Raw genomic sequence first — 26,093 nt, forward strand, 5'->3', positions numbered from 1 at the left:
GCAGGTGTCTGATTTTCACGTCTCTGCGCCTTTGTTGCCTTTGTCCGCGCGCTTGGGCTCCGAGCCCTTTGCGCTGTCTTTCTCCGGTCAGGGCTATGCCTGGTTGCCGACGTTGCGCGATGCCCTCGCCACCGGCGTCCGACCCAAGATAGCGGCGTTCCTCTCCGCGGCCGAGGAACTCCTTGCCCCGCTGGAGGAGGAACTCCTGGCTGCCACTCCGCACGGGTTTGCGCCTCTGGACTGGGCAGACGAGGAGCCGGCGTGGGCGCACGCGCTTGCCGACGCCTCGCTTTCCACCCCCGGCATCCTCACCGCGCAGCTAGCGGTCCTCGAATCTTTGCGTGCGCAAGGAATAGAACTCGAGGATGCCGTCACCAGCATCGGACATTCCCAGGGCGTGCTTGCCGCGGCGGTCGTTGAGGGACGCATGAGCCCAGCCGAGGCTCTGGCGCTGGCACGCCTCATCGGCGCGGCTCTGGAGACAACCGCACGCAGTGCTGGGCTGGTCCGCACCCCGCAGGGCGCGCCCATGGCGGCGGTGACCGGCGCGACGAAGCAGCAACTACTCGACGCCGGCGCCCACATCGGGCTCGACAATGGGCGGGGGCGCTTCGTCATCGTCGGAACACCGGCTGAACTTGCCCGAGTGAAGGCCGCGCTGCAAGAGGACGCGACTCAGGCGGAAGGGGCGGAAGGGAAGACCGCCGCAGTTACCGTTTCCGACCTTGACGTGTCAGCCGCTTTCCACCATCCCACTATGCAGTTTGCGGTGGACCAGGTGGAAAGCTGGGCGGACCGGATCGGACTGGATCCTGAGCCCACCGCGCAGCTCGCGCGGGCGGTATTGACCGATTACGTGGATTGGCCCGAGCGCGTTGACACAGCGCTTCAGGCCGAGGCGCGTTGGATTCTGGAAATCGGGCCCGCCCGCGGGGTGGAGCCGCTGACTCGGGATATCGTGGCCGGGCGCGGTGTGGGCACGCTGGCCGTTGCTACATCGGAAGGGTTGGCCCAGCTGGTGGAGCCGGGCCGCGCACCGGCCCTGCCCCGCGCGTGGTCCGAGTGGGCGCCGCGAGTGGCAGACGGGCGTCTGATGACTGCCTTTACGCAGGCCACTGGTTACTCACCGGTCATGCTCCCCGGGATGACCCCCACCACGGTGGATCCGGCCATCGTCGCCGCGGCCGCCAACGCTGGGCACTGGGCGGAGCTGGCCGGCGGGGGTCAGCACACCGATGACATCCTGCAGGAGAACCTGAGCACCTTGAGCCGGCTCTTAAAGCCAGGGGTTAATGCCCAGTTCAACGCGCTGTATCTCGCGGCTTCCCAGTGGCGCCGCCAAATTGAGGGGCCAAACTCGATTCTGCGAGCGCGCGCCGCAGGAACGCCTATCAACGGCGTGGTGATTTCCGCGGGCATTCCTCCTGTGGAGGAGGCCGTGGAGCTGGTGGAGAAGCTCCACGGGGCAAACATCCCTTGGGTCGCCTTCAAGCCGGGAACTTCGGCGCAGGTGGAGGAGGTGCTCCGTATCGCCGATGCTCTCCCCGAGACCACCGTCATCGTGCAGCTGGAAGGTAGCGCGGCCGGCGGCCACCATTCTCTCGAGGACCTCGATGATGTTCTGGCCGCCTCCTACCCGCGGATCCGTGAGCACGACAATGTCCTCCTCGCCGTCGGCGGGGGAATCGGCACCCCGGCGCGTGGCGCGGAGTACCTCCTGGGTACGTGGGCGCAGCGCTTCGGCCTGCCCGCAGCCCCAGTCGATGCCATCATGGTGGGCACCGCTGCCATGGCGGCGAAGGAATCCACCGCATCCGAGTCGGTGAAGCAGGCTCTTGTCGCCGCGCACAGCGGGGACGTTGTGTCGGGCCGCTCGGACCTGGGCGCGGACATCCATGAGCTGGATAACTCTTTCGCTCGCGCCGGGCGCCTTCTGGATGAGGTGGCCGGTGATGTTGCGGCCGTGGAGACCCGCCACGCGGAAATCATTGAGGCCATCGGGCGCACGTGCAAGCCCTACTTCGGGGACCTCGATGAGATGACCTATGCCGAGTGGCTCCAGCGCTACCTTGAGCTGTCCTACCTGGACGGCTGGGTTGATGAATCCTGGTTGAGGCGATTTACGAGCATGGTGGCTCGCGCCGAAGCCCGCCTTCACCCGACCGATCACGGCGAGATCGAGCTGTGCGTTGAGGTTGACCGCGAAAACCCTGCCGAGGCAGTTGCTCAGCTAAGGGAACTCTACGGTGACGCGGCGCTGCACCCGACCGACGCCGCGTGGTTCATTCAACTCGTGGACGGTCCGGGCAAACCCGCAAACTTTGTGCCGGTCATCGATGCTGACGTACGCCGCCGCTGGCGCCACGATACCTTGTGGCAGGCCCACGATGAGCATTACGACGCCGACGAGGTCTGCATCATCCCCGGCACGTCAGCCGTTGAGGGAATCGCGCAGGCCAACGAGCCGGTGGCGCAGGTGCTTGCCCGATTTGAGCAGGCGGTGCTCGCGCTTCTCGACGCCTCCGACGCAGAGTTCGACGAGGGGCTTGCGGACGAGCTCAACATGAGCGACGAAGAGCTCATCCGCAGCGCCCCGGGCCTGAATTGGGCCGGGCGCGAGCAGCCCAACCCGCTGAGCCTTGGCCTTCGCGGCGTGAGGCTCGAACCTGCCGGTGACGGCGCTATGTGGTTGACGGTCCCGTTCCAGTCCGATGCTTCGATGCGCGTTCGCATCACCCCGCCGCGCATACCGGGTGCCTCACCACTCGTTAAGGTCGAGGATGCCGAGACAGCCATGCGGGAGCTGCTGCGCCAGGCCGTCGGCGGTGACCTGCCCGACGTCGACTCTGGGACCACGACGGTCAGCGCTCACCTCAGCACCACCGACATCGCTCACTACGCGGCGGTGACAAGCGGGGAGACGAGCGCTACTGTTTCGCCCGATGTCCTCGTCGGCCCCGCCTGGCCTGCCACCTTTGCCGTGCTGTCCAGCGCCCATACGGTGTCAGGGGAGCCGGTAGTAGAGGGCTTTCTCGACCTGGTCCACCTCGAGCACGCGCTGAGTCTCACACCGCACGCCTGGGATCTGCTTCGCAGCAGCACCGCGCCGGGAGCTGAGCCTTTGGACCTGCGCTACACCGCCGAGCTGGAGGAGGTACGCGATACGCCCTCGGGACGCCTCGTCGACGTGAGCGTTGCGGTCAACGTCGCCGTGCGCGGAGAAGAACATGAATTCGCGCAGTTGCACGAGCGCTTCCTGATTACCGGGCGGCGCGGTGGCGCTGCGCTCGAGCTCGCGCGCGCCACAACTAATGGTGCACAAGAAAGCGGTCAAGACGACAGCGTAAAGTCCTCCTTCCGGGAGACTCCGCGCTCCTTCCGCCACCGCACCAGCATGGTGGCACCGGAATCCTTGCTGCCCTTCGCCGTGGTAACGGGGGATAGGAACCCCATCCACCTGTCCGCGAACGCAGCGGCACTGGCGGGGCATCGTGAAGGCCCCATCGTCCACGGCATGTGGACCTCGGCGCTGGCGCAGGCGACCGCGGCTTTTGACGGCGCCCGCGTCCTCGAGTGGTCCGCTACCTGGCTTGCACCCGTGCTGCCAGGCAGTGAGGTGGAGTTCGAGGTGGAACGGGTGGGCGTCGACAAGCGCGGCGGCTACGGCGAGGTCCGCAGCGTGACCGCCACCAGCCAGGGCGTGCCGGTGCTGCAAGCGCGAGCGACGATGAGCAGCCCCACCACCTTCTATGCCTTCCCCGGCCAGGGCATCCAATCCCCGGGGATGGGGATGAAGGACTATGCGGAATCCGCAGCGGCGCGCGCGGTGTGGGAGCGCGCGGACAAGCACACGCGGCAGAGCTTGGGCTTTTCCATCCTGGAGATCGTCCGCCACAACCCCGACACCGTGGTGGTGGATGGTGAGACCTTCACCCACCCAGACGGCGTGCTCTACCTGACGCAGTTCACACAGGTGGCCATGGCAACGCTGGGCTGCGCACAGATTGCAGCGCTTAAAGAATCCGGGGTCCTTGAAAGTTGTGCCTTCTTCGCTGGCCACTCGGTGGGCGAGTACAACGCCCTGGCCGCCTATGCTGGGGTCCTGTCCTTGGAGGCGGTCCTGGATATTGTTTATGTCCGCGGGCTGACCATGCACCGTCTGGTCGAGCGCGATTCCGCTGGCCAGTCCCTCTATGGTTTGGCGGCGCTGCGCCCGCACAAGATGGGGATGAGCGCGAGCGAGGCCTTCGCCCATGTCGTCCGTGTGGCCGCGGAGACGGGTGAGTTCCTCGAAGTGGTCAACCACAATATCGCCGGGCGCCAATACGCGGTCGCCGGAACGAAGGCGGGCCTGGATGCGCTGGCGAACGACGCCGAGCGCCGCGCCCCCGGGCAACGTGCCGTCATCCCCATCCCGGGGATTGACGTGCCCTTCCACTCCTCCCGCTTAGTGGGCGGTGTGGTTGATTTCCGCGCGCACCTCGACGCACTCATCCCTGAAGAAATCAACCTCGATGCGCTGGTGGGGCGCTATATCCCTAACCTCGTGGCGCGGCCCTTTGCGCTCAGCCGCGAGTTCGTGGAGGCCATCGCAGAAGTGGTGGACTCGGAGCCCATCGAGGAGATCCTCGTGGACTTCGATGGTGCCATGGCATGCCCGGCGCGCCTGGGCCGCACCCTGCTCATCGAGCTTTTGGCCTGGCAGTTTGCCTCCCCGGTGCGCTGGATAGAGACCCAGGAGCTGATCCTTGGGCAGCTCGGCGTGGAGCGTTTCATCGAGGTTGGCGTTGGCACCGCGCCGACGCTGACCAATATGCTGGGCCAAACACTGCGCCTGCCCCAGTATGCGGGCAGCGCAGGCATTGAGGTGCTCAACTATGAGCGCGACCGTGGGCGGGTCTTTGCCGAAGACGCCGAGACGGCACCCGAGTCAGCAGCGAAGGATTCTGCGGACGCCGTCGAAGCACAGGCAGATGAGCCCGAGTCGAGGCAGCCATCCGAGAGCGCACACCAGCAAGAAACGGTGCACGCCCCGCGCGAGGAGGCCCCAGCCGCCGTCGAGGATCGCCCGCTCAGCGTGCACCAGGCTCTTGAGATGCTCATCGCGCTGTGGACCAAGGTCCGGCCTGATCAGATGACGGCGACCGATTCCATCGAAACCCTCGTGGAAGGCGTGTCCTCCCGCCGCAACCAGTTGCTCGTTGACCTCGGCGTGGAGTTCGGCATCAGCGCCATCGAGAACGCGGCGGACGCACCCATCCTGCAGCTGGCGGAGAGCGTGGCGCAGCGCGCACCGGGCTACGCAACGTTTGGGGAGGTCCTCGCGGAGCACGTCGCGCAGGCGCTCACCCGGCTGACCGGGCCCGCGGGCAAGAAGCCGAGCTACGTGGCCGAGTACGTGAGCAGTACCTGGGGATTGGGCCCGGGCTGGGCCGATCGCGCTATTGCACAGCTGGTCCTGGGCACGCGCGAGGGCTCATCGCTGCGCGGCGGGGAGCTGGCCAGCTTGCCCATGACCGGTGCGGCGTCGGTTGCTGAGCTCGATGCGCTCATCGACGCCTCCGTGAGCGCCGCCGGCGAGCGCGAAGGAGTCTCGCTGCAGAAGCAAGCTTTGGCCACGCCGACCGAGACCGTGGACCCGGAGGCGGTGCGCGCCTATACCGAGCGCCTCGAAGCGGCGCTGGAGGACTCCGCCCGCGCGGCACTCGCCGCCCTGGGCCGCGAGGTGGCGCCAACCGACGAGGTTGATAGCACCGCGCACACGGAGCTGGAGCAGCTCGTTGCAGCGGAGCTCGGCCCGGACTGGCAGCGACAAGTCGCCCCAGCCTTCGATGCGCGCAAGGCAGTGCTTCTCGACGACCTCTGGGCCACCGCCCGCGAGGACATCGCCCGCGCGGCCGCCGCCGGGGAAGCAGAGCCCGAGCTGGACGTGCTGGGCACCGGCGAGGAGGTTGCGCTCCTGGCCGAGCACTTCGGCTATGAGGACCTAGCCCGCGATGCCCACACCCCGGCCGACGGATTGCTCTTCACCGGCCAGGTGGCCGTGGTGACGGGAGGCTCGCCGGGTTCGATTGCCGCCGAGCTCATCGGCGAGCTGCTCGCGGAAGGAGCGGCCGTGATCGCCACGACCTCCCAACTAAGCCACGAGCGCCTTGAGTTCTATAAGCAGCTCTATCGCCACCGTGCCGTCGGCGCGGCAGCGCTGTGGGTCGTCCCAGCGAACCTCAATTCCTTCGCGGACGTGGATGCGCTCGCGGAATGGATTGCGGCGGAGCGCACCGCCACCGTCGGCGGAAAGTCTGTGCAGCTCAAGCCTGCTTACGTGCCGGATCTGCTCTTCCCCTTCGCCGCGCCGCGTGTGGCCGGCACTCTTGCAGATGCCGGGGCAGGGGCGGAGTCCCAGATGCGTCTGCTGCTGTGGTCGGTGGAGAAGCTCATCGCGTCGCTGTCTGGCGTAGGCGCGGATACACACGTGGGCCACCGGCTGCACGTGGTGCTTCCGGGCTCGCCCAACCGCGGACGCTTTGGCGGCGATGGCGCCTACGGCGAGGCCAAGGCGGCCCTCGACGCCCTGGTTAACCGCTGGTCTTCCGAGCAATCCAGCTGGGGTGCGCGGACCTCTTTGGTGCATGCCCAGATCGGGTGGGTGCGCGGCACCGGCCTGATGGGCGGCAACGACCCGCTGGTTACACAGGTGGAGGCCCGCGGCGTGCGGACCTTCTCGGCGAAGGAGATGGCGGTGCAGCTTATCGACGCCACCGCCTCCCCCCACATCCGCGCCCAGGCAGCGTCCTCACCGCTGAACGCTGACCTCACCGGCGGGCTGGCCGAGGCCGAGCTGGACTTGGCGGAGCTGGCCCGCGCGGCGCAACCCGAGAACAGCGACGCATCGAGCGCAGCCGCTAGTTTGCGCGAAGGGAAGGCGCCGCGAACGGTAAAGGCCCTGCCGAACGTTCTCAGACCTGCCGAGTGCACCAGCCCAGACTTCAACGGCGTGACGCAGTCCCTCGAGGACATGGTGGTCATCGTCGGGGCCGGCGAGCTCGGCCCGCTGGGTTCATCGCGTACTCGCTTTGAGGCGGAGGTCGGCGGAGACCTGTCCGCCGCCGGAGTGTTGGAGCTGGCGTGGAGCCGCGGGCTCATCAGGTGGGATGAGCGCACAGCCGGATGGCTGACGGCCGAAGGAGAAGAGGTAGCCGAGGAAGACGTCTACGCGCGCTTCCACGACGAAGTCCTCGCCGGGATTGGTGTGCGCCGCTTCCACGATGACTTCGGTCCGCACCTGCCCATGGTGGATAACCTCGCGCCCGAGCTGACCACCATCTACTTGGAGAAGCCGCTGAGCTTCACCGTGCAGGACGAAGAGACAGCGCGCAGCTTCGTTGATAGTTGCGAAGGCGCTACGCTGCGCCGCGTTACTGATCCGAACGGTGAGGTCGAATGGCAGGTCACCCGGCCCGCAGGCTCCCCGGTGCGCGTACCGCGCCGCGTGGCCATGACCCGCTTTGTGGGCGGCCAGATACCGCAGGGCTTCGACCCACAGGTCTATGGCATCCCCGCGGACATGGTGGATAACCTCGACCGCCTCGCCCTGTGGAACCTCGTGTGCACCGTGGAGGCTTTCCTGTCGGCGGGCTTTAGTCCGGCCGAGCTCTTAGCCCACGTCCACCCGGCGCGGGTGAGCTCCACCCAGGGCACCGGCATGGCGGGCCAGGAGGCGCTGCGCTCGCTGTACGTCGATAAGCTCTTGGCCCAGCCGCGCCCCAATGACATCCTCCAGGAAGCGCTGCCCAACGTCATTGCTGCGCACGTGATGCAGTCCTATGTCGGCGGCTATGGCCAGATGGTGCACCCCGTGGCCGCGTGTGCCACGGCGGCGGTGTCGGTGGAGGAGGGCGTCGACAAGCTGCGCCTTAACAAGGCCGACTTCGTCGTGGCCGGCGGCATCGATGCCCTGTCGATTGAGGGGATCACCGGGTTCGGTGACATGGCAGCCACGGCCGATAGCGCGGAGATGGCGGCGAAGGGGATTGAGCATCGCTTCTTCTCCCGCGCTAATGACCGCCGCCGCGGCGGCTTCGTGGAGTCCGAAGGCGGCGGGACTATCCTGCTCGCCCGGGGAACCTTCGCGGCACAGATGGGGTTGCCGGTTCTCGGCGTGGTGGGCTTTGCCGAGTCCTTCGCCGATGGCGCGCACACCTCCATCCCCGCGCCGGGCATGGGCGCACTCTCCGCGGCGCGGGGCGGGCAGGATTCCCGCCTGGCCCGCTCGCTGAAGGCCCTCGGAGTGGGCGCGGACGATATCGCAGTTGTGTCGAAGCACGATACGTCCACCAACGCCAACGACCCCAACGAATCTGACCTGCACGAGCGCATCGCCGCCGCACTCGGCCGCAGCCCCGGTAACCCGCTGTATGTGATATCGCAGAAGAGCCTGACCGGGCACGCCAAGGGCGGTGCCGCCGCCTTCCAGCTGGTGGGGCTGTCTCAGGTGCTGCGCAGCGGAATTCTCCCGCCGAATCGTTCCCTTGACTGCGTCGATCCCGTGCTGCGCCGTCACTCGCACCTGCTGTGGCTGCGCCAGCCGTTGGACCTGCGCCGCACCCCGCCGAAGGCGGGCCTGGTGACCTCCCTGGGCTTCGGTCACGTATCTGCCCTTATCGCGTTGGTTCACCCGGGTGCGTTTTATGCTGCGTTGGCTCGGGAGCAGGGTGAGGGCGTGGCCGAAGCCTGGCGGGCGGCCGCCTCCGATCGCGAGCGGCGCGGCGTGCGGTGCCTGGAAAAGGCCATGCGAGGTGGAGCAGCGCTGTACGAGCGGCCAGTGAACCGCAACCTGGGGGCGGGCACAGCCGCCGAGGTAGCGCAGCGCGAGGCCGCAGTGCTGCTGAGCGAGTCCGCGCGCTTGCGCGGAGGCACCCTGGATCCAGAGGGAGGAAGCACGGCTCAACGGGGGTAGCAGGCGCTGGAATATCCCCAGCGTGCACCCTCTGGAACGATAAAGAAGCAGGTCAGACGGGTTGGAGAAGTCCCCCAATCTGGGGCACCATGCAAGGGTGAAAAATGCTAAGAAACCACTGTTAGGTCTCATCTCGGTCGCTGCCGCCGCCGTACTTACCGCATGTTCGGCCACCGGCGGCGCGCCCCGCCCCGAAGCTGACGGCGAGCTAGCCGGTGGCGTCGACACCGAACGCCTTGTCGTCGCCATGATTTCCCACGGCGCGCCGGGGGATACCTACTGGGATCTCGTGCGCAAGGGCGCGGAGGATGCCGCTCGCAAGGACAATATCGAGCTGCGCTACTCCTCCGACCCCGAAGCACCCAACCAGGCTAACCTGGTGCAGTCCGCCATCGACTCCGGCGTGGATGGCATCGCCGTAACCATGCCAAACTCCGGGGCGATTGGGCCGGTGGCCAAGAAGGCCTCCGATGCCGGCATCCCCACCGTGGGGCTTAACGCCGGCATGGATGATTACCAGAAGTACGGAATGAGTGCCTTCTTCGGCCAGGAGGAGAAGGTCGCCGGCACCAAGGCCGGCGAGCGACTCAAAGACGATGGCGCCAAGCACGTTCTGTGCGTCATCCACGAGCAAGGCAACTCCTCGCAGGAGTCGCGCTGCGCCGGTGTGAAGAAGGGGCTGGACAACGGCAAGGTTGAGCTCCTGTACGTCAACGGCAAGGATCTGACCGCCGCGCAGTCCACCATCAACGCGAAGCTGAGCCAGGATCCCTCCATCGACTGGGTGATGGCGCTGCAGGCCTCCGTGGCTATGCGCTCCGCCGACGCGGTTGCCGACGCCTCCTCCAAAGCCAAGGTCTCCACCTTCGACACCAACGCCGAGCTTGTCGACGCCATCGCGGATAAGCGAATCCAGTGGGCCGTCGACCAGCAGCCCTATATGCAGGGCTACCTCGCCGTCGATTCGCTGTGGCTGGCACACCGCAACGGCTCCACATTGGGCGGCGGACGCCCCGTGTACACCGGCCCCTCCTTCGTGGACTCCACCAACGTGGACATCATCTCCGAATCCGCTAAGGCAGGTCTGCGATGAGTGAAGCCACGACTGCATCAGACGAGGCGCAATCAAACCCCGCCGATACCCGCCTGACCCGCCGCAGCGGCTTCGCGCGCCTCATCCGTCGTCCGGAACTGGCCAGCTTGCTCGGCGCGGTGGTCATCTTCGTCCTTTTCATGATCGTGGCGCCCGCCTTCCGCTCGGTGGAGGCCTTCTCCACGGTGCTCTACGCCAGCTCCACGCTGGGCATCGTGGCCCTGGCAGTGGGCCTGCTCATGATTGGTAACGAGTTTGACCTGTCCTCCGGCGTGGCGGTGACCTCCGCGGCGCTCGTGGCCACCATGCTTAACTACAACTTCCACCTCAACTCGTGGGTGGGCGTGGGCCTCTCCTTGTTGACCGCGCTGGCCATCGGTGCACTCAATGGATTCCTTGTGGTGCGCACCAAGATCGATTCCTTCCTCATTACTCTGGCGGCTTTCCTCATGCTGCAGGGCCTTAACCTGGCGATTACCAAGCTGGTGACCGGCCAGGTGGCCACCCCGACCATCGCTGACATGGAAGGATTCAGCTCGGCCCGCGTCATTTTTGCCGGCACCATCCACATCGGTGGCTTGAGCATCCGCGCCACCGTCATCTGGTGGATCCTCTTCGTCGCCATTGCCTCGTGGGTGCTGTACAAGACGCGCTGGGGAAACTGGATCTTCGCCGTGGGCGGCGATGATGAAGCCGCCCGCGCCGTCGGCGTTCCCGTGCGCCGCGTCAAGGTGGCGCTGTTCATGCTCGTCGGCTTCGCGGCGTGGTTCGTGGGCATGCACACCCTCTTTGCCTTCGACTCCATCCAGGCCGGCCAGGGCATCGGTAACGAGTTCCTCTACATCATCGCCGCGGTCATTGGCGGCTGCTCCATGACCGGCGGGCGCGGCACCGCGGTGGGCACAGCCATCGGCGCGCTCATCTTCGGCATGACCAACCAGGGCATCGTGTACGCCGGCTGGAACCCCGACTGGTTCAAGTTCTTCCTCGGTGCAATGCTGCTCTTCGCTGTGCTCACGAACACCTCGGTGGCCAACTTTACGAGGAAGCGATAACCATGATTGAGCTGCACGATATTTCCCAAACCTTCGGCAACTTCCACGCCCTGCGCGGCATCAACCTTTCTGTGAAAGAGGGCGCGGTGACCTGCGTGCTGGGTGATAACGGCGCGGGCAAGTCCACGCTGATCAAGATTCTGGCCGGACTTAACCAGCCCACCGGTGGCACCATCACCGTCGATGGGGAAGAGGTGAACTTCACCAGCCCCCGCGATTCCCTCGACGCCGGTATCGCCACCGTGTACCAGGATTTGGCGCTGGTTCCCTCGCTGTCGGTGTGGCGCAACTTCTTCCTGGGCCAGGAACTTACCGGGGCGCTGGGGAGCTTGCGTGAGGAAGAGATGAAGCGCATTACGCACGAGCAGCTGTCCGAAATGGGCATTGAGCTTGGCGACGTCTCCGTGGAACTCTCCGCGCTCTCCGGCGGCCAGCGCCAGGTGGTGGCGATTGCCCGCGCCATCTACTTCGGCGCGCGCTACATCATCCTGGACGAGCCCACCGCAGCACTCGGAGTGAAGCAGTCGGGCATGGTGCTGCGCTTTATCGACGCCGCCCGCGAACGCGGCATGGGCGTGGTCTTCATTACGCACAACCCGCAGCACGCCTACCTCGTGGGCGATCACTTCATCGTGCTCACGGTGGGGCAGATGTCGCTGGACGCCTCCAAGGAGGAGGTCACGTTGCCGGAGCTGACCCAGTGGATGGCGGGCGGCGACGAGCTGGAGGAGCTCAAGCAGGAGCTGGCACGCTAAGCTTGCCCGCATGACAAAAAGTGGCGTGAGCGTGGGCACCGACCTGGTGCACATCCCCTCCTTTGCCCAGCAGCTGGAGCTTCCCGGCACGCGCTTCGCGCAGGTTTTCAGCGCCTCCGAATTGCGTGTGGCGCAGGCCCGGGGGCTGAGCGGTGCTGCCCGCGCGCAGCACCTGGCGGGGCGCTGGGCGGCGAAGGAGGCTTTCATCAAGGTGTGGTCGCAAGCGCTTTACGGGCACCCGCCGGTCATCGCAGAGGAAGCCGTGGACTGGGCGGAGATTGAGGTCCGCCCGGATGCGTGGGGGCGAGTAGCACTCGAGTTGCGCGGTGAGATTGCCCGCCTCGCGCGGGAGTCCTTGGGGGATTTCTCCACGGCGCTGTCCATCAGCCACGATGGTGATTACGCCACCGCCATTGTGTACCTTTCGCGCTAAACGCGCCTGGGCGCCCCTGGCTTCGCTGGGTGTGGCTAGGCGCTCGTGGCGATGGCGAAGAGGTAGGCGATGAGCATGCGCTTAATCTCTTCCACCACGCCATCAAAGCTTTCCTCGGAGCGCATGGTGCTGTAGTTGAGCAGGGAAACCACGGTGTGGACGAGGAAGGCGGCGATCTCCACACGGGCATCGGCGTCCATTCCCTGGGCAAGAGGCTCGATGATTTCCGCGATGGGTTTGAGCAGGCTGAGCTCCGTGTCGGCGGCCGTGGCACGGGTTGCGGGTGTGGACTGCACGGCATGCCACACCGCTCGGCGCGAGGGGTCGTTGCGCCAGACACGAGCCATGCGGTCGATGAATTCTTCGAGGAAGTCCGGCCATTGCAGGGCCGGAACGCGCTGGGAAAAGCGCTCAACCTCAGCCAACATCTCCGCGGTGTCTTGGCGGTCAAGCTCGCAGATCAGCACGTACTTGTTGGCGAAGTACTGGTAGAGCGTGCCAATCGGCACTTCCGCGCGGCGCGAGACTTCGTCGAAAGTAAAGGACTCGAAGCCATAGTCCACGAGCGTCTCCCGCGCGCAGGACAAGATCCGGTCATACTTGGCCCGGCTGCGCGCCTGCGCTGGGCGACGCCTCGGGACCAGAATCTCCGGTGACTTCGAGCTGGATTCCACGGTTTAGTTGAGCCCCTTAAGCACGCGGGCGACGTGGCCGGTGGCCTTGACGTTGTACATGGCTTGGCCGATAGTGCCGTCTTCCTCAATGAGGAACGTGGAGCGGATAACGCCTTGGACGATCTTGCCGTAGTTCTTCTTCTCGCCGAAAGCGGCATAAGCCGTCATGACTTCCTTGTCGGGGTCAGACAGCAACGGGAAGTTGAGCTCATGGTCCTCGCGGAACTTTGCCAGTGCCTCGGGCTTGTCAGGGGAGATTCCCACCACGGCGATGTTCATGTCATTGAGCTGCTCCAGGCTGTCGCGGAAGTCGCAGGCTTCCTTCGTGCAGCCAGGGGTGTTGGCGCGCGGGTAGAAGTAAACCACGACGCGCTGGCCAGCATAGTCACTCAGACTTACGGTGTTGCCGGCATCATCGCTCAAGGAAAAAGCGGGAGCCTTGTCTCCTACGGACAGTCGTTGTGCTTCAGTCATGCTGTCTACCTTACCGTGCCCTACGGGGAGGCTATCTGGCGAATCTACGCCACCGAGGGTGAAACAAACGTTGGCCAACTCTGCAGGGGAGCTGGCGGTCAATGTAGAATGTCGACGTTAGAACCACAACGGTTAGAAATACACTAACCGCAACAACACCGAACGAAGCCAAATTCAGGAGATTCACGTGGCACGCAACATTGATGATATCCAGCGCGACATCGAGCGCACCCGCCGTCAGCTGGCTAGCACCTTGGATGAGCTGGCTGATCGCAGCAAGCCGCAGAACTTCGTCGAGGACGCTAAGGGCGCGGCAACCCAGAAGCTGCAGGAGCGCAATGTGCAGATGGCGCTCGCCGGCGTTGGTGCAGCCGTCGTAGGCCTTATCGCTTTCTCCGTTTTCCGCTCCAAGCGCCGCAAGTCCGATATCAAGGAACTGCAGCGCCTGCTCGCTGAGCGTCGCTAGAGCCGGTTAGCGCCGTTGGGCGCGACTGCATACCTAGAGGCCCTGCCTTGGGAAATACCCCGGGGTGGGGCATTTTTGTGCTCCGTATGCGTTACTGGAAGCATTGCCTACCCTATGCCGGCTTTGGGTAGCCTTACCTGTCTGTGTAGTATGAACCTCCGAACAGACCATAAGACCAAAGTTTGAAGGAGAAATCGTGCTTCACGTATCGACGCCTGCAGGCCAGGCATCCCGTCCGCGCGCCGGGCGAGTAGTAGGGGCGTGCGCCATGGTGGCGGCGCTGGCCAGCGCGCTGGCGGGCTGTGCCTCCGACAATGCCGATGCCGGCAGCGAGCAGGCCACGGGAGCGCAGGGGACTGCCGCTGTGAGTTTCACAGACCTTGCCGGCCGCCAGGTGGAGCTGGACCACGCGCCGGAACGCGTCATCCTGGGAGAAGGCCGCAGCGTCTTTGCCACCGGCATCCTCAACAAGGAAGACCCGCTGGACAAGGTCGTGGCCATCGGATCGGACCTGAAGCAGAATGTGCCCGACTACTACCGCGAGTTGGAAAAGACCACGCCCAAAGTCAACGAGCTGCCGGAAATCGGCGGCTTCACCAAGGGCGATGTCACTGTGGAGGAGCTCATCAGCCTCGACCCGGACCTCATCGTGCTCTCCAAGGATCAGTACGAGGCCTCCCAGACCGCTGGGCTCACCGACAAGCTGGATCAGGCCGGCCTGACCTATGCCGTCACGGACTTCCGCGCCAAGCCCTTGGAGAACACCATTCCCACCATGGAAATCTTCGCCGATATCTTCGGCCACGAGGACCGCGCGGAGGAGTTCATCGCGGACTGGCAAAAGAACGTGGATCTGGTAACCGAGCGCGCCACGAAAGCGCAGGACAAGCCCTCCACCTTCGTGTGGCGCGCAGCGGGTGTCTCCGATTGCTGCGGCTCGTGGAATGACTCCAACATTTCTGAGCTGGTCAACGTCGCCGGTGGAAAGAACGTGGCAGACGGCATCATCGAGGGTGAGTCCGGCGCGCTGACCCCGGAGAAGGTCATCGACGCCAATCCCGACATGATCATTGCCACCGGCGGCGACTGGTCCGCCAAAGTGGATAACGCAAAGGGCCACACCGGCTTCGCTGCCGCCGGCTATGGCATCAGCGAAAAGGATGCCCACGAGAGCGCCGCTTCGCTGGCCGGCGTCCAACCTGGTTTTGAGGATCTTTCTGCCGTCAAGGAGCACAACCTCCACGGCCTGTGGCACCAGTTCTACAACTCGCCCTTCAACTACCTGGCACTCCTTCAGATCGCCGCGTGGCTCCACCCAGAGGACTACGCAGACGTCAACGTTCAGAAAGAATGGGCCGAAGCCCAAGAGAAATACTCGCCCGTCCCCGGCGACGGAACCTTCTTCAGCACCAACTAGTCATGAGCATTCTCACCTCAACCGCGCGCTCGGCAAGCCCTGAACGGACCACGCACGCAGAAACCGCGGTGCTTCCCGTGGAGGCCCTCGCACGCGAGCACTCCCGCGTGACCCGCCGCCGCATCGCCATCGTCGCTGGGCTTATCGTCGTAGCGCTCGCCGCATTCGTTCTTAGCGTGATCGTTGGCGCCATCGACCTCACCCCGGGGCAGGTGCTGCGGGGGATGGTGGATCCGGGAGGCGTCGACAAGCAAACGCGTACAGTCCTGTGGAGCCTGCGCCTGCCTATGGCCGTCATGGCGCTGCTTATCGGCGCCAGCCTGTCACTGGCTGGCGCGCAGATGCAGACCATCCTGGATAATCCGCTGGCGGAGCCCTTTACCCTCGGCATCTCCGCGGCGGCTGCCTTCGGCGGAGCCAGCGCCATCGTGTTGCGTTGGCAGCTTCTGGCCCAGCCGCAGTTCAACCTCGCGCTCATCGCGTGGCTGTCGGCGGCGCTGGCCACGGCCATCATCGTCGTTGCCGCCGTTATTCGCGGTGCGAAGTCCGAGACGATGGTGCTGCTCGGCATCGGCCTCGTCTTCTTTTTCCAGGCCATGCTGGCGCTCATTCAATACCGTTCCTCCAGCGAGGCTCTCCAGCAGATCGTCTTTTGGTCCATGGGTTCGCTCACCCGCGCTAGCTGGCAGGCCAACGCCGTGCTGGCCGGCGTGCTTGCGGTGGCGTTGCCCATCCTGGGAGCGCTGTCGTGGCGGCTAACGGCGCTGCGGCTTGGTGACGCCCGCGCCACCGCCCTCGGTATCAACACCTCCCGCCTACGCGTGATTGTTCTCGTCGTGGTCTCGCTCGTCGCGGCCACCACCGTGGCTTTCGCCGGCATCATCGGATTTATCGGGCTGGTGGGACCACACATTGCGCGCATGTTGGTGGGTGAGGACCAGCGTTACTTCGTGCCGGCCTCCATGGCCGCGGGCGCGGCGGTGATGTGCGCCGCCCACGCGCTAAGCCTCCTGATTAAGCCCGGGCTGGCTATCCCCATCGGCATCGTCACCTCGCTTCTGGGCGTGCCATTCTTCATTGCCATCGTCATGACCCGGAGGAGGGCATTGTGGACGTAGAACTCACCATCACCGATCTGACCGCCGGTTATGGTTCGCGCACGGTGGTAGACGGGCTGAGCCTTCCCACCCTGCGCGGCGGGCAGGTCGTGGGGCTGCTGGGGCCGAACGCGTCCGGCAAGACCACCACCATTAAGTCGCTCGCCGGCGTGCACCGCGCGCGGGGCGGCACGGTGGACTTTCGCGTCGACGGCCAGAGCCCGCGCGGACAGCGGCGCCGCCAGCTCATCGGCTATGTGCCGCAGGGCCTGCCGCACACCGCGGCGCTGCGCGCGTTTGAGGCGGTGCTGATTGCGGCGCGACGCGAAGCGTGCGAGGACCCAATCACCCGCACCGCCGAGGTCCTGCACTCCATGGGGCTCGACGACATTGCGCAGCGCTACCTCAACGAGCTCTCCGGCGGCCAACGCCAGCTCGTCGCCGTGGCGCAGATGCTGGTGGGGACCCCTGGGCTCATGCTTCTCGACGAACCCACCTCCGCCCTCGATCTCAACCGCCAGCTCTTCGTCTTGGGTCGCGTGCGGGCAAAAGCTCGGGAGGAAGGCAGCCTCGCGTTGGTGGCGATTCATGACATCAACCTGGCGGCTCGGATGTGCGACCAGCTCGTCGTGCTCCACGGTGGCAAGGCCCGCGCCCATGGCGCGCCGGGGGAGGTGCTCACGGAGGAACTCTTGCGCGAGGTCTACGGCGTAGAGACGGATGTGCTGGACCACCGCGGGCAACCCGTCGTGGCGCTGCGGGAGGTTAGTTAGACTCGGGCCGTGTGAGCCGAAATTCGCCCGAGAACCTCCTGTTATACCTCACCCCGGAGGATGAAAACACCATCCGGGACGTCTATGCTGCCCTGGCTCAGCGTGGCTTTCCGGTGCAGCACCAGCGCCCGCACATTACGGTGACGTTCGCGCCGGCGCTCGAGACCGCAGTCGTCGACGAGGCCCGCAACCTGCTCCCGCCGCTTCTGCCCGCGGCCTTTCGCCGCGTGGGCACGGTGGTCTTTGGGACGAAGAGTAAACAGACCGTGGCGTGGCTTTTAGAAACCACGGATGAGCTGGAATCCGCCGCGCGCCGCCTCAGTGCCTCGAACCCGGAGGGGAGGGGCCCGCGGTGGACCCCTCACCTGACGATGGGGCTGCGGCTGCCGCGAGCGATGGTGCCGGAGTATATGCGGGCGCTCGATGAAATCTCGACCTTTGAGCACAAGGAATTCACGGCGGCGCAGGCCGCGTGGTGGCGCCCCAAAACGCAGCAGCTCGAGGTCTTGGGCTAGGATCGGAAAAGCCCCTCACCACGGGGGTGAGGGGCTTAAACTGTGCGCCATCAGGGACTTGAACCCCGAACCCACTGATTAAGAGTCAGTTGCTCTGCCAATTGAGCTAATGGCGCTTGGTGTCTCTGACCGGCTCTGATTTCCTCAGTGCCTGCCGTGCAACGAGATGTAACTTTAACACCCTCTTCGTAAAAAGGTAAAATCGCCAGGTAAATGGGTGTTTTCCGCGATTAATGCCATGGCTAAATGCTTCTCTCAAAGAGTCGCGGGTGTGGAAGTCTGACGGGTGGGTAACGAAACGGTTAAGAGCGGTGGCGCTAACTGGTTCGTAGGGTGCGTGTGCGGTTAGTCTATGTGCACTCTTATTATTGTCTGTGTCTTTCTATGAGCTAGGGGTTTGTGTGCATTCTCTATTCCCTTCCGCACGTCCCGCAATGCTTCTCTCGAGTATCGTTGCGACCGCTTCACTCTTAACCGCCTGCACCATTGGTGGTGCCGCGGATTCCGGTCCGGCCACTGCCCAATCGGAGGCTGACGTCAAAGCGAGCGCTTCGGCGGAAGCATCGGCGTCGGCAGCCGCCAAGGCGAAGCAGCTGAAGTTTTCCGTCAAGGATGGTGCGAGCGACGTAGATCCCTCCAAGCCGGTTGAGGTTACGTCCCCGGCCGGGCTTAAGTCGGTGACAATGACCAACGAAGCCGGCATCGAAGTGGACGATGAGCTGTCATCTGATTCGAAGACGTGGAAGAGCGCCGAAGTGCTGGGGTATAACCGCACCTACACCATCGACGCCACGGACAAGGACGGCACCCATAAAACCATCACCTTCACCACCCCGCAGGCAGCAGGCGTGTCCGAAGTGGCCTTGAGTCCGATACCGGATTCTGAGGTGGGGGTTGGCCAGGTCATCGGCGTGCGATTCGGAAACTACGTCACCGACCGCAAGGCGGCCGAAGAGGCAATCACAGTCAAGACCGAGCCTGCCGTTGAAGGTGCTTTCTACTGGGTCAACAACCAGGAAGTGCGGTGGCGCCCGGAAAACTACTGGGAACCCGGCACGAAAGTGACCGTCGATGTCGACCTGTACGGCCGCAACCTCGGCGGCGGCATCTACGGCGGCGAGGATGCTTCCACTAACTTCACCATTGGTGACCGCGTCATCGCGCTGATCGACAACAACACGAAGATGATGTCGGTGTTCAAAAACGGTGAAGTGCTGCGCCGTTTGCCTGTCTCGATGGGTAGGGATGGCCAGTGGGATACCCCGAACGGAACCTATGTCATCGGTGACGAGTACCCGTCCCTCGTTATGGACTCCACTACCTTCGGCCTGGCTCTCGACGCCGGCGGCTACAGGACTGACGTTCAGTGGGCAACCCAGATGTCCTACTCCGGAATCTATGTCCACGCAGCGCCTTGGGCTGTCGGTGCGATGGGTAGCTACAACCAGTCTCACGGCTGCATCAACGTGACTACTGAGGCTGCTCAGTGGTTCCAAAACACGGTCAAGCGCGGCGATATTGTGAGGGTCTCCAACACCGGCGGCGGCGTGCTGAGCCCGCTCGATGGTCTGGGTGATTGGAACATGGACTGGGCTTCTTGGTCTGCGGGCAACGCTACCGCTAATCAGTAGCGGCCGGGCAGCACTAGCGCGGCAGACCGCGGCGTCGAGACACTGTCTTGTCAAAGGGAATCCAAAACCGCAGGGCGGCGTCCTGGTTCTTGGAGATGCCAATGCGCGGCCCGCGGACCCACTCAGGTTCCTTATCGCGTTGTTTAAGGCGAATGGGCGTGCCGTTGTCCGCGATACTGAAGCCAAGGGCCCTGCCTAAATTTCCCGGTCCGCGGGCGAGGTTATGAAATTCCGTGTCGCCCCGGCGTTGGTAGGCAAGGTCTACTCCGTCGATGACTTCCCCGCCGCGGAGCAAGCAACCCTGACCGGTTCCTTCGGGCGCGCAGACGATGTTGCCGTTCCGGTGGATGCCGTAGGACATGTAGACGTAGAGGCGGCCGGGCGGGCCGAACATGGCGGCGTTGCGCGGGGTGCGGCCGTTGAAGGTGTGAGAGGCCTCATCGTCTGCGCCGAGGTAAGCCTCGACCTCCGTGATGCGCACCGAAACGCCGTTGTGCGTGAGCACCGTGCCCAGAAGCTGGGGAGCAACGACGTCGGCGGTGTCGGTGAAATCGATCATTGCCGCAGTCTAACGCGAAAACAAACGTTAGGCCTTAGCTCGTTCTTCCTCGGCCTCAATCTCTGCGTTGAAATTACGCTTGGAGGCCTGCCACTGGTCCTCAGTCATTCCGATACGCCAGTAGCCAGAGATAGAAACGTCTTCCTTGGGAATCCCGGATTCAACGAAAAGGAAGCGACGAAGCTCTTTGATCATTTCGGCGACTCCGTGGATGAACCATCCGGTTTTCTTCTCCTGGGGGATACCAGCCGCGCGGACCACACGGGATAGCTCAGTACCGTGGGTAGCGCCATTGCGGACTACCCAGGTGATTTCCACGCCATCGCGGGTGGGCAGTTCAAACGTGCGGTCTTCGGCTTCGATCTCGATATATGCAGTCGCAGTCGCGCCGTCGGGAAGCCGCTTCAAGCCAGCGCTGATGGCCGGTGCTGCAGACTCGTCGCCGGCGAACACAAAGTGCTCATAGTCTTTGGTTGGTCCCCACGCGCCACCAGGGCCGAGGAAACCGAGCTTCTCTCCAACCTCGGCTCTGCGTGCCCAAGGGCCAGCCAGGCCGGAATCACCGTGGGACACAAAGTCGATGTCGAAATCCCCGGTTTCTGAGTTCACGTTGATCAGGGTGTAGGTGCGGAGAATTGGCTGCTTGTCGCGCGGTTGCTCTGCGCGAATCTGCTCGATATTAAACGGCCAGGAGTAGTCGGCACCTTCTGGCACGAACAACAACTTGATGTAGTGATCTGTAAACTCCAGCTCCTTGCCTATGAATGCTGGGGAGCTCATGTGTAACCGAACCAGGTCTGGAGATACTTGGCGGCGGCCAGTCACGGTCGCTTCATGTGCCTTGCGGGGTTTGCGCTTCGGCGCTGCCTCTTTAACCTGGTCAGCCATTGTCATCACTATCCTTGCTATCTCTTCAAGAGCTTAGATCTTCTGTGAGGGCAGAAGCCTACATACTCTAAGTTTAGGTAAGGCTAACATACTCAAGTCCGGCTGGTTGTGGGGCTTGGTGGTGCGCGGGTGCGGTGGCTCAATGCAAAAAGTTGACCCCGCATCCTACTCAAGCGGAAAGCGGGGTCTATTCAGGGTGGCTGACGGGCTCGAACCCGCGACACGCAGGGTCGCAGTTTCGTAATTTTCGTTAGTGAGCGTAGATGGCCTCGAAAAGGATCCTTGCAGCGAGAGGAGTGTTTTCGGAGTGGTCCTACTACACTGAGGTACGACGATCTACGACTGGCTACGCGTAGTTTAAAGCGTAATTAAGCGCATGACGGATTCGATGTTCACTCGGCCTGTGTGACCACGAATTGTGGCTACCGTTGATCTGGCGATACGCGGCCGTGACAGATGATTTACACACGTTAATTTCCGTGTGGAACAGGCAGTATGATAATGGCATGGACCTCTCGTTTCATCCCATCACCGACCCTATGGCATTCTCGCAGGGCATCGCTGGTGATTATGAGTTCAACCAGCATTGGTTGGGCACATACCGACTATCCGAGGACTATGAATGGTACGAGGTGCGCGATGGCGGTGAACAAGTTGCGCTACTGGAGTTGGGCTTGAAGCCTCACCGGAGTTACTGGAGTGACTCCGCCTACCCCCTGCCAATGGATGGCCCCGACGTGATCGAGATTCAGTTCATCGACGTCAGGCTCGCTCATCGGGGTCGTGGCATAGGAAAAGCAATCGTTCACTGGGTGGTAGAGCAGTACCCACAGCGGCAAATGCTGGCGCTGGCTGAAGGATCGGACGGATTTTGGCAATCTTTAGGGTGGGACTTAATCGTGCCTGATGAAAGCGGATTCCGTCCGATGTACGCTTCGCCGCTATAGCGCCGAGATGAGCCAGTCAACCCATGCGCAGGGACAAAGTATCGAACGCACTTCAATTGACTTTCACTTTGAGGTAGCCATCACGTGGTATTAAGAACCCTTAGTAGTACTTCGTTAGGTGGGGTCCGCGCGGTGGCCGTAAGGGCACTGGCCCAGCAGATGGATGACAGCGGCCTGGAGGTCTGCCGGGACGGCGTAGAAACTCAGCCCGCCTCCGGGGCTTGTGGGGCCAGGTCGTCGGCCAAGCGTTGCCCGGTGGCAGACAGGTGCGCCGCGGTTACCAGTGTGACGTGATGATGGCAGCCCAGCCCGGTAGTCATGTTCGATGCGGCCTGTGGACCTTCGACCACCGGACCAACTCCTCGATCGGGGTGCCCTCATCCAGCGTCAATAACCAGTAGTCACTGGGCTCAGCTGCGCCGTCGGACCACTCGGCCCGTAACCAGCACCTCGGCAGCGACCCGTCCGGATCGCGGGTGCCCCGCGCACCCGCTCAATCTCATTTGTCCTGATACGCGCTGATCTGCTCCTGCAGACATCTCTCCACAAGAGCTAACAAAGCACTACTAGGGCCTCTCGCTCTGAGCCTTCTTGAGAAGGCTCGTCGCTAACTCGAACCCAATCACTTGGTCAATACTGCTGCTCAACTTGCGGACATTTCCAAGTTGCCCAGCGTATTGCTTCATCTTAGTCCTAATGCTGTCGACGTTTAGTTGCGCCTGCTCGGTTGAATCTAGTTTGCCCACCTTTGAGTCAATGAGTTGATCTGCAATTAAACTCACTTCTTCGACGCTCAAGGGATGAAACTCAATAAACGCATTGAAGCGGGAGTAAAGTGCTTCTCCCAATGCCTTCTTCACCGCTTCCTCGGAGCCATAATTCGACGTGCAGATGATGAGCGGGCTTCCCACCTTCGTACGATAGTTCTTGTCTTCTAGAACGCCCTCGTCAAACAATTCGTAAAAGGCGCTATGGAAGACTGGACTCGCCTTATCGAACTCATCGAACAGGATCACGTTGGACTCTCGTTCCATCAAGTCATGTGCGAGTGAGGGTTCTTGGTGACTGCCTCCGAACACGTAGGAGGCAAACTTTTCGCTATGAAGCATGGAGAATTGCTTACGGAAAAGGTCTCCGCCAGTGAGTTTGCTGATGAACTTGGCGGTCTCAGTTTTGCCAACACCCGACGGGCCATAAAACATCACGACTACCGGCCCGTTCCCTTTTTGGCTAGCTAACGGATACATAGCGGCTAAAAGCTCATTCTTTACAGAACCTTGCCCGACCAAGTGGTCATTAAAACCGTCGTAAAATTCTCGAAGAAGTCGGGGATTAAATCCACCGTAGTTGTAGTGGATCTCCGTCACTTCCGCAATGCGCTGAACATGAGAGCGGACCACTTGTGGAGGATTGTTTAAGTAAATATTCTTGGGGTCGATAGACTGAATTAGACCGCCGAAATTGGAAATCGTTGCCTCGACCAAGCTCGCATAATCACCAGAGTTGACGACGACATGCTCTGGCCCTTCCACAGGGTCCTGGTCCTCGGTAGGAGGCGCATCACGTTGCACTATTACGAGCTCCCGCGCCCTACTGTCTCGTTCATAGACAATGTCTAAGAATGACTCTGATCCGATTGTGTCGGTTCGCTCTTCAAACCACGAGGGGGGACCATAATAGATTTCCGCCTTCATGCTGCGAGTCACTCCGCCGCCTTGCCTTCAACTGCCGCAAGAACTACATCAAAAACCGGCAGAGCTACGTCCTCCCTAGAGTCCAGAACTGCTTGCATGGAATCTTGAACCAGATCTACTAGTTTCGGAGTGCCCGTTGCGCCTTGGGCCATTTCGGACTCAATGTTCAGGCTTGCCTCTGTCGTTCGTCCGACTTCAATACCGTGGAAAACCAAGTTCATCCGGGTTAAATCTGATAAACCATAGTTGTTTCGAAAGGCACGAATGTTAAATCGGAGTACAACCTTCCTGTCATTGACGTTCTCGCCAAGCAACTCGTAGTACCCCTTCGCTTTTTCTAAAGCCTCATCCATACGTGCGATATCGAAGTCTGCATCCTCGGTACGAGCAGCAATCATGAATGGGGTGTAAATCTTCATAAATGCCATCGAGTTTTGAGCAGCGAAAACACTATAACCTTCGAGCTTCCTAATCTTCGCGTCCTCGCCTGCAGATTTTAGATAGTCAGTGAGAATGGTGTTAGCCAGCGTTTTGCTTAGGATACTCTCGCCCGCAATAGAGGCTTCCGCGCTAGCCCCCAGATCAGCAGAGCCTCGCAGAAAAGGCAGCCAACTCAGCCTCGCGCTAAGTTTTGCATCGACGTCTGCGTGAGCTTCTGTGGTTCGGTTATGAATATCTTCTTTAGTTGTAGAGAGATTACCTCCTGCAACGATGTCCAGATAGTCGGACGCGGTCTCCTGGTCGAAATAGACAACCTTTACGATTTCCTGGCTCTCACGCTTTTTACCTGCCACTTGCACTCCTGCGGATTAAACTTAGTCCTTTGTATAATTATACGTTATTAATACATTGGATCTGACCCACAAGACTGCAGTCCCTGATAGTGCTTTGTTAGTTGTCTCTCGGCCGGTGGTGCATCGAACCCGATTACCGCGAACTCAAGCATGGTTTGGGGCTGGATCATTTCGAGGGCCAGTACCACCATGTCACTTTGGTGATTGTGGCGCATCTGTTCGTCGGGATGAAACGGTCAGTGGATCATCCAAAACCCGGTCGGCGGGCTGTGTCCCTACACCGTGCTCGCAGGGGCCCAGGCCGCCGTCATCAGCTTGGTGAGGGGCACTCCCCGTACTGCCACTGGCCGAGAGGCCTCTGACAAAGCACTATAGGACGTGTTACAAAATTCATTTCAGTCAGTACCGAACGGTTGCTGGCTGGCCGTTGCATCAAGCGCACCGCTAACTTGCCTAGATGGGTGGCGCACTCATGATGTTGCTTTAACCGGTTGATTTCCGCACTATGGAATTACGCCTTCGGTATGCTTCCCGATCAAAAACAGTGGTCTACCACTGGCGGAGTCTCTACGCCTCTGATGAGCAGCCAGGTCGTTCGGTGGAGAGATTGTCGTCGTTGTCCACCGTGATCGCGGGAGATGGAAAGGCGTCGATGTGCGACAGTTGGAAACAAAACCTTGCGCTTGGGAAAACGGCTGGCAGAAGTCTTGTAACCCTATGTTTCACAGGGGCCGTCATGTATAGGCGCTTTTTATCAACGCCTGTCTTCGTCGGTGACCAGTTATTCTCGTATGCATGATGCAGAAAACTCTACTGGAGGCGTACGGTCTCGAATCCTGGTGGAACACGATGTTTACGGAGCCGGAGAAACAGCGCATCAGGGAGGTTTATGCGGAGCATACGGATGGTGACGTGATCGACAAGGACCCTCTTGTGCTCACAATTGGAGACAGCCAACTGGAACCCGAAGACGTCGATGTTACGAGAATTCTTCAGCTACTTACTCAGTGGTTCCATCGGAACAGTGACAAGGGTATTTGGATAAAACTTTCAGAATCCTGGCATCATTTTGCTGACCCCTACATGACACCCGTCGATAGGCATTTTGCTCTCAGTGACACAATGAAAGCGTACTACCGTAGGCGTGACGAACCAGAATTCCTGGCCAAAACAATTGCTACATGCAAGGTCATGATTTCGCTGGAAAAGACTGTGGCAGGGGCAATGTTTGACGCCGGGCTAGGACGATTCTTGCCTGAGAATGCTCACTTGTTCGAAGGCCGGGTAGTGTACACAGAGCTCGGTCCACAGGTTCTCCCTGGACATCCGGGATTTAAGCAGCTGGCGATTATTTATGAGAAGCAGAAAGAGTTCCAAGCAGCCCTAGACCTCTGTGTTGAGGCCCGAGACGCAGGCTGGGACGGAGACTGGGACAAACGGATAGTTCGGCTCGAAAAGAAGTTGGGTAAGTAAGGGCTCGAGGCCTGAAGACGTCACCGCCGGCCCGTGTTTTCGCCAGGCTATTGGGCTCAGGTCGTTATTCTTTTTAACGCATGTGTGCACTCGGATCACGGCGGGGCTCGTACGTATCGTCTACGAAAGGAATTGAGGAGGCCGAGTGGGTTATCTGACCTCGCGCCCACGCACGGATGCTGGGCGCACTATCTACCGGCTAGCGCTCAAGCTCACCCCATGAATTCGCCACGGTCTACCCCACCTAGTTAAACGAGAAGACTCTCGTCAAAGTGTTCAGAAGACTGAAATGGTAGCGGTGTGGTGAGTATCTGGTAGCGCCTGAGTGAGTATCCGGTAGCGGTGTCTTACTCAGGCGTTGTTGGTGGTTATGTGTTGGTGGTGAGGCGCATGTTTGGT

Annotated in this window: 19 protein-coding genes, 1 tRNA gene and 2 pseudogenes; 14 read left to right on the forward strand and 8 right to left on the reverse strand. The window is 62.1% G+C overall.

Translation table 11 applies throughout. From position 1 onward, the window contains the following. Positions 1–4: 4 nt before the first annotated feature. The 5 genes from ACUY3D_RS10080 (at position 5) to acpS (ending at position 12,292) form a co-directional block, all read left to right on the forward strand. Positions 5–8,956: a fatty acid synthase subunit beta domain-containing protein gene (locus tag ACUY3D_RS10080; protein WP_448241044.1), complete on the forward strand. Its 8,952-nt coding sequence runs from the start codon at positions 5–7 to the stop codon at positions 8,954–8,956. Positions 8,957–9,053: 97 nt separating this feature from the next. Then, positions 9,054–10,049: a substrate-binding domain-containing protein gene (locus ACUY3D_RS10085; protein ID WP_448241046.1), complete on the forward strand. Its 996-nt coding sequence runs from the start codon at positions 9,054–9,056 to the stop codon at positions 10,047–10,049. Then, positions 10,046–11,104: an ABC transporter permease gene (locus tag ACUY3D_RS10090; RefSeq protein ID WP_448241048.1), complete on the forward strand. Its 1,059-nt coding sequence runs from the start codon at positions 10,046–10,048 to the stop codon at positions 11,102–11,104. Before ACUY3D_RS10085 ends, ACUY3D_RS10090 begins: the two co-directional genes overlap by 4 nt. A 2-nt stretch (positions 11,105–11,106) precedes the next feature. Further along, on the forward strand, positions 11,107–11,859 hold the full coding sequence (locus ACUY3D_RS10095; RefSeq protein ID WP_070525338.1) for an ATP-binding cassette domain-containing protein: 753 nt from the start codon (positions 11,107–11,109) through the stop codon (positions 11,857–11,859). Positions 11,860–11,869: 10 nt separating this feature from the next. Then, a complete protein-coding gene (gene acpS, locus ACUY3D_RS10100; RefSeq protein ID WP_070525340.1) occupies positions 11,870–12,292 on the forward strand; it encodes a holo-ACP synthase AcpS in 423 nt (140 codons plus the stop codon). Positions 12,293–12,327: 35 nt separating this feature from the next. Here acpS and ACUY3D_RS10105 read toward each other — a convergent pair whose 3' ends face one another. Both ACUY3D_RS10105 and bcp read right to left on the reverse strand, forming a co-directional pair. Next, complete coding sequence (locus ACUY3D_RS10105; RefSeq protein WP_070522336.1) at positions 12,328–12,966, reverse strand: TetR family transcriptional regulator; 639 nt, start codon at positions 12,964–12,966, stop codon at positions 12,328–12,330. Positions 12,967–12,969: 3 nt separating this feature from the next. Then, positions 12,970–13,440, reverse strand: coding sequence for a thioredoxin-dependent thiol peroxidase (gene bcp, locus ACUY3D_RS10110; RefSeq protein ID WP_070525341.1), 471 nt, complete (start codon positions 13,438–13,440; stop codon positions 12,970–12,972). 187 nt (positions 13,441–13,627) lie between these two features. Between bcp and ACUY3D_RS10115 the strand changes: the two genes are divergently transcribed. The 5 genes from ACUY3D_RS10115 (at position 13,628) to ACUY3D_RS10135 (ending at position 17,708) form a co-directional block, all read left to right on the forward strand. After that, positions 13,628–13,906: a DUF3618 domain-containing protein gene (locus ACUY3D_RS10115; protein WP_010191207.1), complete on the forward strand. Its 279-nt coding sequence runs from the start codon at positions 13,628–13,630 to the stop codon at positions 13,904–13,906. A gap of 268 nt (positions 13,907–14,174) precedes the next feature. Then, positions 14,175–15,323, forward strand: a complete 1,149-nt coding sequence (locus ACUY3D_RS10120; RefSeq protein ID WP_070561410.1) for an ABC transporter substrate-binding protein — start codon at positions 14,175–14,177, stop codon at positions 15,321–15,323. 2 nt (positions 15,324–15,325) lie between these two features. Beyond that, positions 15,326–16,441: a FecCD family ABC transporter permease gene (locus ACUY3D_RS10125; RefSeq protein WP_154762459.1), complete on the forward strand. Its 1,116-nt coding sequence runs from the start codon at positions 15,326–15,328 to the stop codon at positions 16,439–16,441. Beyond that, a complete protein-coding gene (locus tag ACUY3D_RS10130; protein ID WP_070562187.1) occupies positions 16,432–17,193 on the forward strand; it encodes an ABC transporter ATP-binding protein in 762 nt (253 codons plus the stop codon). Before ACUY3D_RS10125 ends, ACUY3D_RS10130 begins: the two co-directional genes overlap by 10 nt. 11 nt (positions 17,194–17,204) lie before the next feature. Continuing rightward, positions 17,205–17,708 (forward strand): 2'-5' RNA ligase, encoded by a 504-nt coding sequence (locus tag ACUY3D_RS10135; protein WP_070561406.1) that lies wholly within the window; start codon positions 17,205–17,207, stop codon positions 17,706–17,708. A gap of 43 nt (positions 17,709–17,751) precedes the next feature. Here the strand turns inward: ACUY3D_RS10135 and ACUY3D_RS10140 are convergent. Further along, a tRNA-Lys gene (locus tag ACUY3D_RS10140) sits at positions 17,752–17,824 on the reverse strand. Between the two features lie 318 nt (positions 17,825–18,142). Here ACUY3D_RS10140 and ACUY3D_RS10145 point away from each other — a divergent pair. Then, positions 18,143–19,339: a L,D-transpeptidase gene (locus ACUY3D_RS10145; protein ID WP_210384644.1), complete on the forward strand. Its 1,197-nt coding sequence runs from the start codon at positions 18,143–18,145 to the stop codon at positions 19,337–19,339. Between the two features lie 13 nt (positions 19,340–19,352). On the opposite strand, the gene ACUY3D_RS10150 is transcribed toward ACUY3D_RS10145, so the two are convergent. Together ACUY3D_RS10150 and ACUY3D_RS10155 are read right to left on the reverse strand one after the other, a co-directional pair. Then, entirely contained in the window at positions 19,353–19,898 is a 546-nt protein-coding gene (locus ACUY3D_RS10150; protein WP_070562190.1) for a DNA-3-methyladenine glycosylase, read from the reverse strand. A gap of 27 nt (positions 19,899–19,925) precedes the next feature. After that, positions 19,926–20,786, reverse strand: coding sequence for a siderophore-interacting protein (locus ACUY3D_RS10155; protein WP_070562193.1), 861 nt, complete (start codon positions 20,784–20,786; stop codon positions 19,926–19,928). 506 nt (positions 20,787–21,292) lie between these two features. On the opposite strand from ACUY3D_RS10155, the gene ACUY3D_RS10160 reads away from it, so the two are divergent. After that, on the forward strand, positions 21,293–21,733 hold the full coding sequence (locus tag ACUY3D_RS10160; protein WP_070562196.1) for a GNAT family N-acetyltransferase: 441 nt from the start codon (positions 21,293–21,295) through the stop codon (positions 21,731–21,733). Between the two features lie 203 nt (positions 21,734–21,936). Here ACUY3D_RS10160 and ACUY3D_RS10165 read toward each other — a convergent pair. From ACUY3D_RS10165 to ACUY3D_RS10175, 3 genes and pseudogenes are all read right to left on the reverse strand, one after another. Then, positions 21,937–22,208 (reverse strand): annotated as a pseudogene (locus tag ACUY3D_RS10165) (IS701 family transposase); the annotation flags it as partial. Positions 22,209–22,299: 91 nt separating this feature from the next. Then, a complete protein-coding gene (locus tag ACUY3D_RS10170; RefSeq protein WP_246816491.1) occupies positions 22,300–23,304 on the reverse strand; it encodes an AAA family ATPase in 1,005 nt (334 codons plus the stop codon). A gap of 131 nt (positions 23,305–23,435) precedes the next feature. After that, on the reverse strand, positions 23,436–24,221 hold the full coding sequence (locus ACUY3D_RS10175) for a DUF6414 family protein (protein WP_070562200.1): 786 nt from the start codon (positions 24,219–24,221) through the stop codon (positions 23,436–23,438). Between the two features lie 113 nt (positions 24,222–24,334). On the opposite strand from ACUY3D_RS10175, the pseudogene ACUY3D_RS10180 reads away from it, so the two are divergent. Together ACUY3D_RS10180 and ACUY3D_RS10185 are read left to right on the forward strand one after the other, a co-directional pair. After that, positions 24,335–24,583: pseudogene (locus ACUY3D_RS10180) on the forward strand (hypothetical protein); the annotation flags it as partial. Between the two features lie 433 nt (positions 24,584–25,016). After that, positions 25,017–25,694 (forward strand): hypothetical protein, encoded by a 678-nt coding sequence (locus tag ACUY3D_RS10185; protein WP_141746399.1) that lies wholly within the window; start codon positions 25,017–25,019, stop codon positions 25,692–25,694. Positions 25,695–26,093 lie beyond the last annotated feature (399 nt).

This window comes from Corynebacterium guaraldiae (assembly GCF_053480195.1).